Source organism: Pseudomonas sp. EA_5y_Pfl2_R50 (genome assembly GCF_963970475.1).
Lineage (GTDB): Bacteria > Pseudomonadota > Gammaproteobacteria > Pseudomonadales > Pseudomonadaceae > Aquipseudomonas.
The window spans coordinates 61,808-78,137 of the sequence record NZ_CAXAPT010000009.1; the positions used below are offsets into that span (position 1 = coordinate 61,808).

Here is a 16,330-nt window from a genome sequence, read left to right on the forward strand (position 1 = left end):
GTAATTAAGCGTGAAGAATAGACCCCGCGTCTGCCGGCGCCAAGAAAAACCTCGACACGGGGATAAGAGCGGACAGTGTTACTTGGCTAATGCCCATATCTGTAACAACTCTTTTACATAAACAGAAACGGATTTTGGAGGCGTGGAATTCGACGACAGCTTTGACATTAACCCCTCTTCGGCAAGCAGTCGCTTCAATGCGCTTTCAAGGCCCGAGACGCTACCAGGCTCAAACAGCAATCCATTGAAGTCGTGCGTGACGGCCTCAGCGATTCCAGGCACATCTGAAGCCACTACCGGGCAACCGGCAGCCTGCGCTGAATAGACGACCAGAGGCGTGTTTTCATTCCAGACAGAGGGGACTATCAGCGCGTCGAGCCCGCCCAATACATCGAATATGTCTTCGTTGGCGAAGGTGCCGCAAAACGTAACGGTTTCGTTGCCAGCCGCGAGCCGATGCAAACCGGCCACATAGTCGGGGAAATCCGTCTGCTTGCCGTAGATTCTCAACTGTACATCGCGTGAAGAAAACGGCTGCAGCGCCTCCAGCAGCACATGGCAGCCTTTGTGTGACGCGAGCGTACCAATGAACCCCAACACCATCGGACGCTCACGGCGCGCTCTGTCTCGCACCACAACTGGCTGGTCAAGGTTGATGCCGTAGGACGATCTGACCACGATGTCTGCTCGCACGCCATAACGGGCCAGCAGCGTTTCGATCATCTGGTTAGGCGCGATGATGCCCTGCAGCATATTCAGTCGCCGGACATTACGTTCAAGACGCCCTTTCAATGCGCGCACCTCGCGCCCCAGAGAACCCGATGGCATCTGCGGTGAGCAAGCAATACGCACGAGCATGTCGCTGATGACATCCGGAACCGCAGTGGCCAGTCTGCCCATGCGTTCAGGCATCTGACTGGCAGCAAAATGCACGACACAGTTCCCCGCATCCGTACTTGGACCCGCACATGTCCGTCCGCCACAACGCAGCAATTGCCCGGTCGGGCAAATACTCCAGAAGTCGGTTGGCGTGTAAAACGCAGGCACACCGGCAGCGACCGCTTTTTCGATCAGGCCAGTGCCGAGACGATTGAGGTGAAAGAAATGCACGACATCCGGCTTGAACGCTTCCAGCAAATGCCCGAAAAAGTCAGCGGCCAGATGATTGTCATAACCGACTTCGATCTTTGAAGTTTGATCGCCCATGGGCACATAGGCGTGCCGAAAACGATCAACCAGAATCGAGTCGTAACGATATTGATCGAAGCGCTCACCGTCCGCGAGCGCCTCGCTAGCCGGATAGCCCGTGAAAACCCTGACCTCATGGCCAAGGGCGGTCAATACGCGAGCGACGGACAGCGTCAAAACTTCAGTACCCGCGGAAAACTCCGGGAAAAACTGATGAACCGTAAGCAGAACCTTCATTTGCGACCAACATTCGCACCGAGTAGACGGTAACTCACCCGACTACCCTCACTTCTGCTGTTCGTTCTTGGCCCACTCGAAGGTTCGCACGATCCCTTCCTTCATCGAAACCTTGGGCTCCCAGCCCAATTCGTCGCGCGCCAGATCGTTGCTCAGTACACTCACCGGCACATCGAAAGGACGACCCGGCTTGTAGTTGCGGGCAACAGGCTCACCGCTGACGTCTTCGATCATCGACATGAGGCTGTTCAGGCTCGTACCCACGCCGGAACTGATGTTGAAGACACTGGCGCTACCCGAGTAAGTAGCCGCCTTGGCAAACGCCTCGGCCACATCACTGACATGCAGGAAATCACGCTCGACGCTGCCATCACCCCAGATCTCGATCGGCAAGCCCTTCAGAACGTTATGGATGAATACACCCACCGCGCCCTGCGCCGTTTCCACGCGCTGACGCTCTCCGTAAGGGTTGGCTACCCGCAGAACAACAGGCTTGATGCCATACAGATGGTTGTACATCTGCAGATATTTCTCGATGGTCAGCTTGGTGATGCCATAGGAAACTTCTGGATCTGTCGGGTGCTTTTCATCGATCGGCAGGTACTTCGGCGCGCCATAGACAGTGCCGCCGGAAGAAATGAAAACGATTCTGCCAACCTTGTGCGCGACCATTGCATTGAGCAGTTGCAGACTTGCAACCACATTGCTCTGGACATCGTAGACCGGGTCTTCATTCGAGCTTTTCGGCAGCGTGGTGGAGACCAGATGAAAAACAACATCTGCACCTTCTACTGCCTTGTTGATATCACTGGTGGACGACAAATCGCCTGTCATCCATTCGACACATTCATGAGATAAAAACTTACGATATTCAACTACGCGAGGACGCTCAAAAACTCGAATAGAGTGACCATCTAACAACAAACGATCAACAATCGTTGATCCGATAAAACCGCCACCACCAAATACTGTAATTTTCATAAAAACTCTCGACTGACATCGAAAAAATGACAAAAAAATTGAATTTAATCAGCCAATAAAAATGACAAAAAAATTAACACAAAAGCGACAAAGCGTCAAGAAACCAACACTTTCAACTTTTGCGCAAACTTTTTAATCAATGGGTTTTTCAGCAAGTATCTAGCAAATGGATATTGGCGAACTTGTGAAATTAACAACCGTAGAATTCCGGCCTTGACTGGAATCTCAGTTTGCGCATCATTTGTCAGGCAATGCGTAGAGTAGAGATGATCCAGATAAGATGTCACACGGCGGTTCTCCAACGCAGTGGTCGCCAGCTCTCTCGCGAGCCCTGCCGGCATGAACGGTTGCGGTGACTGCGCCCTGTTGGCTTGAGCCTCATCCAAGATCTGTAACCACTGACGATTGGTCGCGGCTGCAGTGTAATGAGCCTCGATCAACTGCCGGCATGCCTGCGCCTTTCGCTCACGCATCGCCGGATCTTTCGACAGCGCCTGCAATACGTCAACATAGCGACTGACCTCGTCTTCGCCGTGCGGGACCAGATACCCGGTTTCGTTCCCCACCAACTCATCCTGTCCACCGACATCGGCGACCACCGGCACAACGCCTGCTGCCATTGACTCAAGAAGTGCGACCGAGATGCCCTCGTATTCCGAAGGCATCAGCAACACATCTGAAATTGCCAATAATGAGAGCCACTCAGCATGCGGTTTCGCACCAATTACATGAACTTCTGCACCCAAGCCATACTGCTTGATTGATGCCTCGAACGCCGGACGTAATTCGCCCTCACCGATGATCAATGCATTGAAACGAATGCCAACCTGTTTCAACCCATGGAGAATTTCAGCCAGCTTCAGCGGTCGCTTCTGGTCACACATGCGCCCCGCAAAAATGATGGTAAAGGCCTGTTCATCGAGGCCTAGACCACGCTGTTTTTCAGCTCGCTGAGTTTGCGAAAGCGATACCGGATGCGACTTGATTCCCGTGTACATAACACGAACTTTCCCGGCATCAGCATTACGCTCCACCATCCACTCGGACAGATGGCGCGTACTGACCACGTTCATGTCCAGTGCATCCTGATATCCGACGCCAAATCGCGGATGCCCGCCGTTGAGCCAGTGCATTTCCTCGGTATGGCTCAAGTCCAGGAACGTCGTCGCTGGCGCATGCGTGCGCAAGTAAGGAAGAAGCTGATAACCCAACGTACTCCCGGCTACCAATACAGTGTCGATCTGTCTGGAGGCAATGAGATACAAGAGGAACCGTGGAAAATCTGACAGCGAAAGAATATTCGGCAGAATGAAGATATCCGCCGTCCACTCCGCAAACTTGTCCTGCCACCGATGATCAGCCTCAAGGGTAGCGCATACCGTTACATCAGCGCCGCCCGCAACGAGACCTTGAATGAGATCAATATTGACGCGATCAGCCCCGCCCTCCACCATCCACGGCAGCAAAAACATGACCCGTCTACCGCGCACATTGCCTTTCAATGAATTATTGAAGGCAACGCCCTCGGGCAATGTTTCATAGGCAGAGGGATAACGACGCTGAGGGCTAGGAACAGGCTTGAGCGGCAGTGCGAGTGAAGCGTCAAGGCCTTGTCCCGACGATACTTTGCTAAAGGTCTGCAGGAACTCTGCAATGGTAAAACCCCAATGACCGGCATCCGCCAGGCGAGCGAGAAAGGATGTTGGATCTCTGCCGTCGACGAGAGGCGCTACTTCTTCAGATAGCTGCAAGATGGCTGACTTGCGAACCACAATGCCTCTGACTTTGGGATGAGGGTGCTCGAGATAATATTTGCCCTGACTCAAGCTGTGCCGAACTGGCGTGCGCTGTTCTCCCGTTATTGTGCCGAAGGAGTTGCAAAAAGCGAACTCAGGGTTTGACTCTAGAAACCAGATACCTTTCTCGATAAATGTCGGATCAAACGCTGTTGCTGCATCAGCCAGAACTACATATTCAGGAAATGCCCAAACGTCATTCGCATAAGTGCACTCTGTACGATCAAGTACCTGCACACGCTTATCAACAGCTATAGCTTGCAAGAACTCATCGCCAAATTGCGGTGCCGTGCCAGCTTCAAAGCAAATCAGCCATTTCCAGGACTGGAATGTCTGACCCAGAAGGGATCGATACAGATTCGAAAAATTGCTGAGCGTAGCGCTCGCACTGCTGACGACAAGGACGTCAGCTTGCTGAAGACCAACACTCAAACCATTGATCGGTTCGTATCGATTCGCGATTTCAACCGGATCGGCACCTGGAAGAGCATCAATTTGCGCAGAGTTCGACATAAATAATTACTTCCCTGCGCCAAAACGCTGAAGACCTTTCAAAAACTTGACTACCGACAAGCTATTAACATCACGTAACCGCAAGAACGGTTTCTCTACGAATGTGTATGTCAGATGAGCGAGTGCGTATACGCACACAATGAAAATCGGGTAGACCAGCCACGGATTATCGTAAATACGCTCGTGTAATCCATATCGATTCAAAACATTAATTACCAATATAAAAGCAAAAATATGGCCGAGATAAATTGAATAGGAAATCAGGCTGGTATATTTCACGAACCGATTTACAATATTAAGCCGTGAAGCACTCAGTCTGAAAAAAGCAGGTATTAACGCCGCGAAAAATATCGCTGAGCACGTGAAAAACAATGATTGTTCCAGCTTGCTGCCAGCAGTCCATGGCATCCCTTGTCGAGTCAGGACAATCAATCCGACAGCGAATGCAAATGGCACATACCAAAATTTGGCCAGACGTTCAAAGATCGGTCGGTGCCAAGAGTAGAGATAAGCGATCAATACCCCGAAACCGATGGCATCAAGGCGGTACAACACTACATAACGTGCATCGTCATATCGCACTGACTGGATCGGCAATCCGATACGCGCAAGAAAAGGCACCACCATAAAGACCAGAATAACGATCGCTGCTGCGCGCTTGACGCCTGCGCCCAGCCCGATCATCAACAACATAACAAGCGGAAAGGTGTAGTAAAACCACTCTTCAACCGCCAGGCTCCAGGACAGACGATAGAAATCCGTCATGTTCCATGCAAAGTTCTGCGCAAACACTAAGTAGTGAAACTGCTCGGCGAATGTCGTAGCGCCCGCCCAGTCAAATCGCAACGAAACAAAAAAGAAGAAAATATAGAGCGGCAAAGTCCTCATCCAGCGCCGATACCAAAACTCTGTCAATCCGGCAATCTTCTGTTCGCGCCAATGCGCCGCCTCTTTTAGCAGAATCCTGCCGATAAGGAAGCCACTCAGACAAAAGAACAAATCAACACCGAAAGTCGCCAGAAATGCAAACCCGGCCAATACTGGATGCGGTGCCGAGTGCCCGAGCATATGTCCGAACACAACAAGCAGGCAGGCAATGGTCCGACAAACATCCAGGCCAAAGGAACGATGGGCATTCTGTACAGCGCCTGTTGCTTGAGGGTTATTCATCAATTTTCACTTCTTTAGTCCACAAAATGTCACAGCAACGTCCTTCCGGTGCCCTGAACTGACCTAGCGCGACGCGGGTAATGGCCATCGGCGCGAACTCTATGCGGTAAAGACACGACGCGAGACCTTCCTGCTTTTTGGTTTCGACAGGCGTCAAGGTCTTCAGATTGAATTGCTGATTGATGAATCCTTCCGGGCCTGCGCTCGCGGCATTCGCCGGATAAAGATGCAGGAAAAACTCATCCCCCAACTTTTCGATGTTACACGCTTGTACTTCCAGGGTGACCCCCGTACTCGTCACGGCCACATCCAACCCTTGCGGAAGAACGACCGGAGGTGCGACCGGTACGGGCAATTCAACTGCCTTGCCGACTCCTGTCCAGCGAGCGAAGGACAACACTCCTATCGCAATCAAGGCGAAAAAAAGGACACCACTCAATATCTTCAGATCGACCTTCACTCACTGCCCCACCATTACTGATTACTTTTGCATACGATAAAACCAGCGCTCCGCCCCATTTAGAAGCGGAAAAATGGCTCGGTCAGTTATCCTGGCAGATGCCCTGTTACCAGCTGCGAAGCCTGCGCACTACCTTACCGGCAAAGCGCCGCAGCGGATTGCTGACGATGGGGCTCGGCACTACGGGCGACAATGCTGCCGGGTTGAAAAATTCTTCCTGCCCCGTGAGCGCGATGAAATCCAGGTAGTTGAAACCGTGAATAGCTTCGATCTCTGCCCTCTCTTCGCTACTATTCATCAACTGATACAGAAGTTCGACACCAAACAGCCGGGTGCCAGGGCAACCGCCGATCTGGATTGCGAACATTGCCAGCAAGTAGCCGCTATTGGCCCCTTTTGGCGTTACCCACTTTTCACTTTCGGGAAACGCTTCAAGTATGTCGGTCAGCGACATGCCAATGTAGTGTTTCTTCTGAAAGTACCATTCCAGCCACATCCGGGCCCGCCTGTCCGGCCGCTCCCCACTCTCGTTGGATTGATCCGAGAAAATACGGTGCAGGGTCAGTCGCTCTTGAACAACATGGATATCGAAAATCTTCAGTAACCGTGTCCACATTTCGGCATCGTCTGTCTGCGCATGCGCGCTTCTATAGAGACCCGCCTGCTCATAGGCACTGCGTCTGACCAGCGCACTAGGGTGACACAACTGGTTTTCGTTGAAGAACAGCGAACGCAACCAGGCCGTCCGCGGTTTGTTCGGCTGATTGAACCATTCGACGACAAGTGGCTGGTTATTCTCGTCAATGCATTGAACATGCGAAAACACCGCACCTATGCCGGGATTTTCTTCGAGCACTGCCACTTGCTTTTCCAGCTTGTCCAGTTCCCAGGCATCATCCGAGTGGTGAATGGCAATATATTCACCGGAACTTTGCGATTCGATAGCACGATTGATGTTGTAGATATAACGGCGTGTTCTATCGTTCTGAACCTTGATGATTCTCGGGTCATTGTAGCTTTCGATAACGGCCCATGAACCATCTGGCGAAACGTCATCTACAATAATCAGCTCCCAATCAGTAAACGTCTGATTGATCACAGAATCGATTGCCTGCCCGATAAATTTTTCATGGTTATAGGAGGTAAGAACAACTGAAACTTTCGCCACTTTACGCTCCGTTACGCTTATTAGTTACACGCAATGCCTTGCGCAACGGAGCAGAAATTGCCCCGACAAATTGATACGCTGCAAGGTAATACTTATGCTTCAATGCAAATGCCTCACGACCAGCAATATGCGTTGAAATTTCCGCGTGAGAAAGTTCGAGATCAACTTTCAACTGGCTCGCTTCTTTCTTCGACTGGCCCAGCTCAATTACGAGACTTTCGCATTCAGAGCGCAACGCTTCAAGTTGAGCTTGTTGAGCGAGGCTGTGGACCTCCAGGTCATTATATTGGGTCTCTTGAGCGCTACAGTGCGCCTCCAGAGCATATATCTGCTCTTCTTTGCTCTTGGCGAAAGCAGCCCAAGTGTCGCGCTCTCCGACAAGCCACTCTTTATCCTTAAGCAGGTCAGCCATCTGTTCATTCAGACATTGGCGCATTTCACCCATGCGTTGATGCCTGCCGCGTAAAAGATCGATCCCCTTGAGCGCCACCGTCAACTGCTCTTGCGAGAAGCTTTCCTTCGCAGGCGGAATGACTTTTGAATAGCCATATTCCTCAAAATCCCTGGAGTAAAGCTCTTCAATCAGTTCCTTGGATCGTGGGCTGATGAATTCCGGCAGATAGGGGATCATGCTCTCGTTCGCGCGAGCAGTCGTAAACGGACTTACATATGACTCTGCGAGGTGAGCGCGTAGCGCAGCATCAAGCGCCGCAGTATCTTCTATTTTTGAGACGGCGCTGTAGGGGAAAAGTGCAGGCTGGAGCAAATCGTACTGAGGCGTCCAATGACAATCCTTGAAATTGTCGCGCTCGTGGACGTACAGATATTCGAGAAAACACTCGAAAGCCCCCGTCACATCTGACATGAGCTCAATCGGGTACTCGACAAAATCCTGCCCTTCATAAGGAACGATCTGCAACGGCTCGCGCAGCAGTATTTTCGATTGCCAGGCAGAAAAAATTCGTTTGTAGGGATTTCTCACCAGCGCAAAGCTGAAGTATTCATCGGCCTTTATCTGAGCAAGTCGCTCGGGGGATCTGACGAACAATCCGGGGGCGACGGCGAGCAACGTGTCATGAATGGCCAATTCTGGATCTGTTTCCGAACTGCTTTTCGCTTGCTGAACGGCCTGAACAACACCCTCAAGCTCTGCAAACCACCATTTCACGGACGTGCACGCCACCTTTGGAGTGGCCACGTAGAACAACTTCCGCTCATCCGAGACGCAGCTATTCCAGGAAAAATAGTCCAGCAAGCGCTGGTCATCACTACTCGTCATCACTTTTTTCTCAATTCTCATTGATTTTTATGCAAAGGGAAATTTTGCCGGTATACACGCTATATCGGACCAATGCCCGGCCTCTTCACCCATTCGAACATCCCTGTCCCGAGGCATCGGAAGGACTGATTCTCCCTTAGCAGATCAAGTTTTTAGAGCAGTTCAAGCGCCGGTTCATCTACGGACACATCCATATAACCAAACGACCTCGCCCCCTGATCCGACACCACCCTGAACATCGAAGCATCCAGAATCCGGTGGCACAGGGTTGGCTCACTCTCCGACCACACCCCACCGCCGACGAAGTATACGCCGGGGAGCATCACCATCTTGCAGCTGAACGTGACTCGAAACTCGCGCTCAGCGCCTTCACAGTCAAAATATTTCCCTTCATCGGGAAAACGTTGCCCGGTAATCACGACGCCGGACACCGTCCGGATGTGCATCGCAAAGAAAACCCGCGAGACCGCGTCTGTGAGTTTGCCCCGCATGACGATATCGTATTCGCCGCCGGCCTTGAGGACGTTACAACGACGCCCTTCTTTGTCGAACACCTCGAACGCGTCGATTCGAGCCCCTTGTTCGGGGTAAACCGTGGTCGACTCAGGCACCATTCCGGCATCGAAGTACTGGTCTTGCTCTGGCGCATTCTGCTCGGCTTCTACCGGGCTTGCCTCGACAGCAATCCTGTCCGTACCAATTGCGCGGAACTCTTCGATCAATCGAGGCTGTTCTTCGGCCGGTGCGTAGATCAGCTTTTGATAGGCTCGCACCACCTCCATCGGCGATCCGGTACAAACGCGTTCACCACGCTCCATCAAAATCGCCCGATCACACAATTCGACAACCTGCGGCCCAGAGTGGGACACGAAGAGAATCGAGGTACCCTTGGCCTTCAGCTCATCGAGCCTGGCGAAACACTTGCGCTGGAAGCGCTCGTCTCCGACCGCCAGCGCCTCATCGACAATGAGAATGTCCGGATCGACCATTGCCTGAACGGCAAACGCCAGGCGCACGATCATGCCGCTGGAGTACGTCTTGACAGGCTGATGAATGAACTCGCCAATGTCGGCGAATGCCGCAATGTCGGCGTAGCGCTCATCCACTTCCGCACGGCTCAGACCAAGAATCGCGGCGTTCATGTAGACGTTTTCGTGCCCGGTGAATTCCGGATTGAAACCGGAACCGAGTTCGAGCAGCGCGCCGATCCGGCCCAGGGTCTGAACATCGCCTACGGTCTGGTTCAACGTACCGCAGATGACCTGAAGCAACGTCGATTTGCCGCTGCCATTACGGCCGACAATACCGACCGTCTCGCCTTTTTTGATTTCGAACGAGACGTCCTTGAGCGCCCAGAACTCCCGATAATATTGTTTGCGCTGACCAGCAACCATCTGCATGAGACGATCGCGAGGCTTGTCGTAAATGTGATAACACTTGCTGACATTCTGCAGCTTGATCGCGATTTCAGAGGACATCGGCAAACCCCTTTCTAGTCTTCTGGAAGAAGGCGAACCCCAGGTAAGCCACTGCAATCGCTATACATGTGTAGATGCCGAGCAACGGCCAATCAGGCTGCTGTCCGAAAAACAGTACGGCCCTCACGTTCTCCACAGCCACGGTGAGCGGGTTGAGCAACAGTAGATGCCGATACTCCTCCGGCACCGCCGTCGCAGGATAGAAAATCGGCGCGAGGAACATCAGGCCACTGGTCACCAGACCAATGAAATGCGCGACATCTCGCATGTAAACGCCGATGGCGGCCAACCCCCATGACAGGCCCAGGATGATCAGCACCAGAGGCGCGATGACCAATGGCAGATAAAACAATGTGAGCGGCGGGACGCCAAAAAACACCCCGTAAGCCAGCAACCACACAATCAGACTGACCAACGCATGGAACAAGGAAGAGCCGGCAATTACGCACGGCAGGATTTCCAGTGGAAACACGACCTTCTTCACGTAATTGGCGTTTGAAATGATCAAATTGGGCGCGCGCGTGACGCACTCCGCGAACAGGTTGAAAACCATCAGGCCGGCGAACAGAATCAACGCGAACTCGGCTTTCGAATCACCGGCTCCTGCCCAGCGCGAATTGAAAATGAAGCTGAACACGAATGTGTAGATCGCCAGCATCACGATCGGATTGAAGAACGACCAGAGAATGCCCATAAAGGAGCCGCGGTAGCGGCCGATGACTTCGCGCTTGATCAAAGCAACGATCAATGCGCGATTACGCCAGACACTGGAGAACATGACGCCAGGCGCCGCTGAAAATTTCTGCATTAACCTGCGACCTCAAAAAAACTCATTTTCAACCCCTTCTCGAACCATTCATCATCAAACTCCTTTGAAAATGGTCGCTACTGCAAGCCCAAGATTTCCCAAGAGCGTCTGGCGGTAAATACCCGAGCGCCATAGCCCGGTGATGCGTCCAGCCACGCCCCGATTGCGAGCGGACTTGAACCGGCTCAACACCTCGCGGTTCTGCTCGGTCAGAAGATGCTCCACCCGCTCAAGGTGGCTGATGTTCTGATCGATCCAGCGCCGCAGACGTCCCTGAAACATCTTGCGGATACGCGTCAGGGCAGCCATGAATCCCGCATTGGCGCCTATCGAATTCGTTTCATGCTGCCGATAGAAAAGATGCGGCACCTGATCAAAGTGAAACTGCCCGCCGGCGCCGGTCACCAACATATAGGCCCACCAGTCATGGGCGACAATGCCCCGAGTCGGCCCAGCCTTCAAAAGCTCATGCGCTGCGCGATTGAACACCATCGTGTTTCCGGCAGCGACATTCTGTACGAGCGCATTGGGGAAGCTGAAGGCGCGGCAATATCCGGGGGTCATTCCCACTTCGACACCGGCCTCATTGACCACCGTCGTCCGGGAGGCGTACAGCGCAGGTACACCAACGGGTACCTGACGCAGCCACTTCAAAGCAGCGCTCAGCTTATCGGCAGCCCAGACATCATCCTGATCGGACCAGGCATAAAAATCAGCGCTGATGCCTTCCAGACAGGTCACCGACATGAAGTTGTTGGCAAACCCCGTTCGAGGGCCGGAAAGCAATGTCACTTTCTGCTCCCCCATACGCGCCTGAAACGACTTGAGAATCTCCAGCGTCGAGTCGGATGATCCGTCATCGGAGACGAACAGACGCCAATGCGCATGTTTCTGCTGTTCGATGGAGGTCAATTGCTCGGAAAGAAATCGCTCACCGTTATAGGAGCACATCAATATCGCGACAGACTCATCCAGCTCCGGCACTTCGACTGTATCGACACTCAGGTCGGAGTTCGCGGAATCCGCTGATAAGGGGCTTGACAATGTTTGCTCCACTGCAATTAAAACACCGGTCGAAAGCCTGAAGAATCATATCCAGTGCTTCGGCGGTACCGGCTCCATACGTTCCCTTCATGAAGCGGGCGATTATAGAGAACTTTCATTCCCGGTGTTGGGCTTCGAGCAGGCGAAGCGAAATCGCAAAACCGGCTCCCGCCCAATCACGGCTTCCTGCCAACGACAGCCGTCAGGCAGCAGACGAAAAAAAACAGAAACTTGTCACGCGGCCGACGACGGCATTGGCCGCCACTGACGGATAACCGCAGCAAATCACGCCGCCGCAGGCTCAACCAGCTCCTGACGAAGGGCGTTTTATCCGCGCCGACAAGCAATGAAATCGCCTGAACCTGCTTGAACCACCAGCCTTCATGGATGGTGACATAGCGTTGAAACAATGATGACAACCCGGTATTGGCCCCTACCTGGTTACTCTCGTGCTGGCGATAAAGCATGCTCGACCGAGAATCAATGAACCACTTGAAGCCATGGCTGCGAGCGAACGCGTAGCAATACCAGTCATGCAGACTGATTTGCTGCAGTCGCTCCCAATCCTCAATAACCTGTTGACGCAGTGACCGGGCCAGCGCAGGGCTAAACACGTAAGTACAGCCTGGCCCCGCCGCCTCGAACAAAAAGTCCCAGGCAACTTGTGGCTGACTCTTGTCGAGCAGGATCGTCTTGCCATCCGGCCAGAAGGCCGTGACATTGCTCGAGTAGGCATCGACTCCGCGTGAGGCCATGACTTGTGTAGCGCGCAGCAGCTTGTCGGACTCCCAGATATCATCCTGATCTGCAAACGACACAGCGTCGTAATCGCTCAGATCAACATCTCGAATCAAACGGAAAAAATTGCGCGCCGCACCACCAAAACGCCCGGCGGGAGGCAGGAGAATCACGCGACTGTCGACCTCTGCGAGAGCTTTGCACCAAGCCTCGGTGCCGTCATCGGACAAATCAACGCTGATATGAATAGTGACGTCGACGGACTGCTGACCGAGGATCGAGGCTACCTGCTCCTCGATCCACTGCATGCCATTGTAGGCAGCCAGCAAAACCGCAATCTTGGGATGTTTTACTGGCATGCCGTTCCTGCTAGCAGCGATTAAACCCACCGGTTGAAAGCACCAGGCTTTCGAATCAGCGAGAAGGCGAGTCCAGCAGTTTTTGCAGATACTGGCCGTAACCGGTTTTCTTCAAGGCATTTGCCTGTGAAGCCAGTTGCTCCTTGGTAATCCAGCCATTGTTGTAGGCAATTTCTTCGAGGCACGCCACTTTCAAGCCTTGACGCTGCTCGATAGTGTGTACGAAGTGACTGGCTTCCAGCAGAGAGTCGTGGGTACCGGTATCCAGCCACGCGAAGCCACGGCCGAGCATCTCGACATTCAACGACTTCTTGTTGAGGTAGGCGCTGTTCACATCAGTGATTTCCAGCTCGCCACGCTCCGACGGCTTGATGTTCTTGGCAATTTCCACGACATCGTTGTCGTAGAAATACAGACCGGTCACCGCGTAGTTGGATTTCGGCTTCGACGGCTTCTCTTCGATGCTCAAGGCACGACCTGTCGCGTCGAACTCGACCACGCCAAAGCGCTCCGGATCGGACACGTGGTAGCCAAACACCGTGGCACCACTCTTCTGCTCATTGGCGGAGCGCAGGTTGTCCGAGAAATGCTGGCCGTAGAAGATGTTGTCACCAAGGATCAGACAGCAAGGGTCATTGCCGATGAACTCTTCACCGATGATGAATGCTTGTGCGAGACCATCCGGGGTAGACTGCTCGGCGTAGGTCAGCTTGATCCCGTACAGGCTGCCATCACCCAGCAGCTTGCGGAAGTTCGGCAGATCTTCCGGCGTGGAGATGATCAGGATCTCGCGCATGCCGGCAAGCATCAGCACCGAAAGCGGATAGAAAATCATCGGCTTGTCGTAAATCGGCAGCATCTGCTTCGACACGCCGAGGGTTAGCGGATGCAGACGAGTGCCCGAGCCGCCGGCGAGGATGATGCCTTTACGATTATTGGTGGTCATTTGTTCAGAACTTCCCTAAGCATTCGAGTTACACCACTTTGCCAATCCGGCAAGTGTAGAGAAAAATTGTCGCGCAGCTTTTGTGTATTCAAGCGCGAGTTCAAAGGACGACGTGCGGCAGTTGGATAAGCCGTTGCCTCAATAGGTTCGATTGCCTTTACAGCAAGCGCCTCGCCATTGGCCTTGGCAAAATCCAGTACATGGCAGGCGTAGCCGTACCATGACACTTCCCCGGCGGCCGCCAGATGGTACAAACCGGACAATTCCGGACGCTGGAGCGCTTGCTGCAGTGCCAGTGCGGTCACATCCGCAATCAGATCGGCACCTGTCGGCGCTCCCACCTGATCCGCGATGACATTGAGCTTTTCGCGCTCTTTGCCCAGACGCAGCATGGTCTTGGCGAAGTTGCCGCCGCGAGCGCCGTACACCCAACTGGTACGAAACAGCAAGTAACGGCAACCTGAGGACTGGACGACACGCTCCCCTGCCAGCTTGCTTTCGCCGTAGCGATTCAGCGGCTGCGGTTCGTCGCCTTCCAGCCAAGGGGTTTCACCCTGACCGCCAAAAACGTAATCAGTCGAGTAGTGGACCAACCACGCCCCCACCTCACGAGCCTCGTCAGCCAGCACCTGGAGAGCTTGCGCGTTCACCAGATCAGCCTGCTCTGGCTCGGACTCGGCAGTGTCGACGGCGTTGTAAGCGGCCGCATTGACGATCACGTCAGGCTTGACCTTGCGGATCGTTTCGCGCAGAGACGCCAGATCGGTCAAGTCGCCAGACAAACCGTCAACGCCATGCCGACCCAGTGCGATCAATTCGCCAAGCGGCCGGAGGGAGCGCTGCAGCTCCCACCCCACCTGACCATCCTTTCCTAAAAGAAGGATCTTCATGCCTTGTTCGAACGATCCGCGTAGTTCTGATCGATCCACTGCTGGTAGCTACCGCTCTTCACGTGCTCAACCCACTCAGTGTTATTCAGATACCACTCAACAGTCTTGCGAATACCAGTCTCGAAAGTCTCTTCCGGTGTCCAGCCTAGCTCACGCTGAATCTTGCTCGCATCGATTGCATAACGCACGTCATGACCAGGGCGATCTTGAACATAGGTAATCAGGCTGGCATGCGGACGATGGGCCGAATCAGGGCGCAACTCATCGAGCAACGCACACAGGGTATGCACCACTTCGATGTTCTGTTTTTCGTTATGACCGCCGATGTTGTAAGTCTCGCCGATGACACCCTCGGTCACGACTTTGTACAGCGCACGAGCGTGATCTTCTACATAGAGCCAGTCGCGAACCTGGTTACCTTTGCCGTAAACCGGCAGCGGCTTGCCTTCCAGCGCATTGAGAATGATCAGCGGGATCAGTTTCTCAGGGAAGTGGCAAGGGCCGTAGTTGTTCGAGCAATTGGTGACCAGCGTCGGCAGACCATAGGTGCGAGCCCAAGCGCGAACCAGGTGATCGGAGCTGGCCTTGCTGGCCGAGTAAGGCGAGCTTGGCTGGTAAGGCGTGGTTTCGGTGAACAGGTCTTCCGGGCCTTCGAGATCACCGTAAACTTCGTCAGTGGAAATATGGTGGAAGCGGAAGTTGCTCTTGCGGGTATCGTCCAGCGCCGACCAATAGTGGCGCGCGGATTCCAGCAAAGTGTAAGTACCGATGATGTTGGTCTGGATGAACTCGGACGGGCCGGAGATCGAGCGATCAACATGGGACTCAGCGGCAAGATGCATGATTGCATCCGGCTGGTGCTCACGCAGAACACGGTCGACCTGCTCGCGATCGCAGATATCAACGCGCTCGAATGCGTAACGCGAGTTTTGGCTGACCTCGGCCAGCGACTCCAGATTGCCGGCGTAAGTCAGTTTATCGACGTTAACGACAGAATCGGTGGTGTTGGAAATGATATGACGGATGACTGCCGAGCCGATAAACCCGGCGCCGCCGGTTACTAGAATTTTCACGCGAAACCATACCCTTGAGCTGCGGACGGCGCCAACTATGAGCGCTGCCTAATCCATGAATGCAGTAGCCGTCTTTACAACAGGCTGCTGTCAGAGTCAGTCTGAATCGATGTGGGAATAGGCCACTATCGAACAAGGGCTGCATTTTACAGCTTAATGAACGTTTTACTAATGGATATAGGCAGGCCGAGGTGCAATTTCG

14 protein-coding genes are annotated in these 16,330 nt (G+C 53.4%); all 14 read right to left on the reverse strand.

Annotation, left to right across the window (positions count from 1 at the left end; genetic code table 11):
• Window positions 1-78: 78 nt before the first annotated feature.
• The 14 genes from AACY19_RS16745 to rfbB all read right to left on the reverse strand — a co-directional run bounded on the left by AACY19_RS16745 (window position 79) and on the right by rfbB (window position 16,128).
• Window positions 79-1,425: a glycosyltransferase gene (locus AACY19_RS16745; protein ID WP_339452018.1), complete on the reverse strand. Its 1,347-nt coding sequence runs from the start codon at window positions 1,423-1,425 to the stop codon at window positions 79-81.
• 48 nt (window positions 1,426-1,473) lie between these two features.
• Window positions 1,474-2,406 (reverse strand): NAD-dependent epimerase/dehydratase family protein, encoded by a 933-nt coding sequence (locus AACY19_RS16750; protein ID WP_339452020.1) that lies wholly within the window; start codon window positions 2,404-2,406, stop codon window positions 1,474-1,476.
• 95 nt (window positions 2,407-2,501) lie between these two features.
• Window positions 2,502-4,715, reverse strand: coding sequence for a glycosyltransferase family 4 protein (locus AACY19_RS16755; RefSeq protein WP_339452022.1), 2,214 nt, complete (start codon window positions 4,713-4,715; stop codon window positions 2,502-2,504).
• A 6-nt stretch (window positions 4,716-4,721) separates the two neighbouring features.
• On the reverse strand, window positions 4,722-5,885 hold the full coding sequence (locus tag AACY19_RS16760) for an acyltransferase family protein (protein WP_339452024.1): 1,164 nt from the start codon (window positions 5,883-5,885) through the stop codon (window positions 4,722-4,724).
• Entirely contained in the window at window positions 5,878-6,345 is a 468-nt protein-coding gene (locus tag AACY19_RS16765; RefSeq protein ID WP_339452026.1) for a hypothetical protein, read from the reverse strand. The genes AACY19_RS16760 and AACY19_RS16765 overlap by 8 nt, the downstream gene beginning before the upstream one ends.
• A 106-nt stretch (window positions 6,346-6,451) precedes the next feature.
• Entirely contained in the window at window positions 6,452-7,513 is a 1,062-nt protein-coding gene (locus tag AACY19_RS16770; protein WP_339452028.1) for a glycosyltransferase family 2 protein, read from the reverse strand.
• 1 nt (window position 7,514) lies between these two features.
• A complete protein-coding gene (locus AACY19_RS16775) occupies window positions 7,515-8,813 on the reverse strand; it encodes a sulfotransferase family 2 domain-containing protein (RefSeq protein ID WP_339452030.1) in 1,299 nt (432 codons plus the stop codon).
• A gap of 131 nt (window positions 8,814-8,944) precedes the next feature.
• Window positions 8,945-10,270 (reverse strand): ABC transporter ATP-binding protein, encoded by a 1,326-nt coding sequence (locus tag AACY19_RS16780; protein ID WP_339452032.1) that lies wholly within the window; start codon window positions 10,268-10,270, stop codon window positions 8,945-8,947.
• Window positions 10,260-11,078, reverse strand: coding sequence for an ABC transporter permease (locus tag AACY19_RS16785; protein WP_115078789.1), 819 nt, complete (start codon window positions 11,076-11,078; stop codon window positions 10,260-10,262). Before AACY19_RS16785 ends, AACY19_RS16780 begins: the two co-directional genes overlap by 11 nt.
• Window positions 11,079-11,132: 54 nt before the next feature.
• A complete protein-coding gene (locus tag AACY19_RS16790; RefSeq protein WP_339452037.1) occupies window positions 11,133-12,122 on the reverse strand; it encodes a glycosyltransferase family 2 protein in 990 nt (329 codons plus the stop codon).
• A 176-nt stretch (window positions 12,123-12,298) separates the two neighbouring features.
• Window positions 12,299-13,219 (reverse strand): glycosyltransferase, encoded by a 921-nt coding sequence (locus AACY19_RS16795; RefSeq protein ID WP_339452039.1) that lies wholly within the window; start codon window positions 13,217-13,219, stop codon window positions 12,299-12,301.
• Between the two features lie 55 nt (window positions 13,220-13,274).
• Window positions 13,275-14,165, reverse strand: coding sequence for a glucose-1-phosphate thymidylyltransferase RfbA (gene rfbA, locus AACY19_RS16800; RefSeq protein WP_339452041.1), 891 nt, complete (start codon window positions 14,163-14,165; stop codon window positions 13,275-13,277).
• Entirely contained in the window at window positions 14,162-15,055 is an 894-nt protein-coding gene (rfbD, locus tag AACY19_RS16805; RefSeq protein WP_339452043.1) for a dTDP-4-dehydrorhamnose reductase, read from the reverse strand. Before rfbD ends, rfbA begins: the two co-directional genes overlap by 4 nt.
• Window positions 15,052-16,128, reverse strand: coding sequence for a dTDP-glucose 4,6-dehydratase (gene rfbB, locus AACY19_RS16810; protein ID WP_339452045.1), 1,077 nt, complete (start codon window positions 16,126-16,128; stop codon window positions 15,052-15,054). Before rfbB ends, rfbD begins: the two co-directional genes overlap by 4 nt.
• Window positions 16,129-16,330: the final 202 nt, after the last annotated feature.

Coding starts and splice junctions, on each gene's coding strand:
- AACY19_RS16755 (WP_339452022.1), bottom strand. CDS start 4,715: ATGTCGAACTCTGCGCAAATTGATGCTCTTCCAGGTGCCGATCCGGTT.
- AACY19_RS16750 (WP_339452020.1), bottom strand. CDS start 2,406: ATGAAAATTACAGTATTTGGTGGTGGCGGTTTTATCGGATCAACGATT.
- AACY19_RS16775 (WP_339452030.1), bottom strand. CDS start 8,813: ATGAGAATTGAGAAAAAAGTGATGACGAGTAGTGATGACCAGCGCTTG.
- AACY19_RS16745 (WP_339452018.1), bottom strand. CDS start 1,425: ATGAAGGTTCTGCTTACGGTTCATCAGTTTTTCCCGGAGTTTTCCGCG.
- AACY19_RS16780 (WP_339452032.1), bottom strand. CDS start 10,270: ATGTCCTCTGAAATCGCGATCAAGCTGCAGAATGTCAGCAAGTGTTAT.
- AACY19_RS16795 (WP_339452039.1), bottom strand. CDS start 13,219: ATGCCAGTAAAACATCCCAAGATTGCGGTTTTGCTGGCTGCCTACAAT.
- AACY19_RS16785 (WP_115078789.1), bottom strand. CDS start 11,078: ATGCAGAAATTTTCAGCGGCGCCTGGCGTCATGTTCTCCAGTGTCTGG.
- AACY19_RS16760 (WP_339452024.1), bottom strand. CDS start 5,885: ATGAATAACCCTCAAGCAACAGGCGCTGTACAGAATGCCCATCGTTCC.
- rfbD (WP_339452043.1), bottom strand. CDS start 15,055: ATGAAGATCCTTCTTTTAGGAAAGGATGGTCAGGTGGGGTGGGAGCTG.
- rfbA (WP_339452041.1), bottom strand. CDS start 14,165: ATGACCACCAATAATCGTAAAGGCATCATCCTCGCCGGCGGCTCGGGC.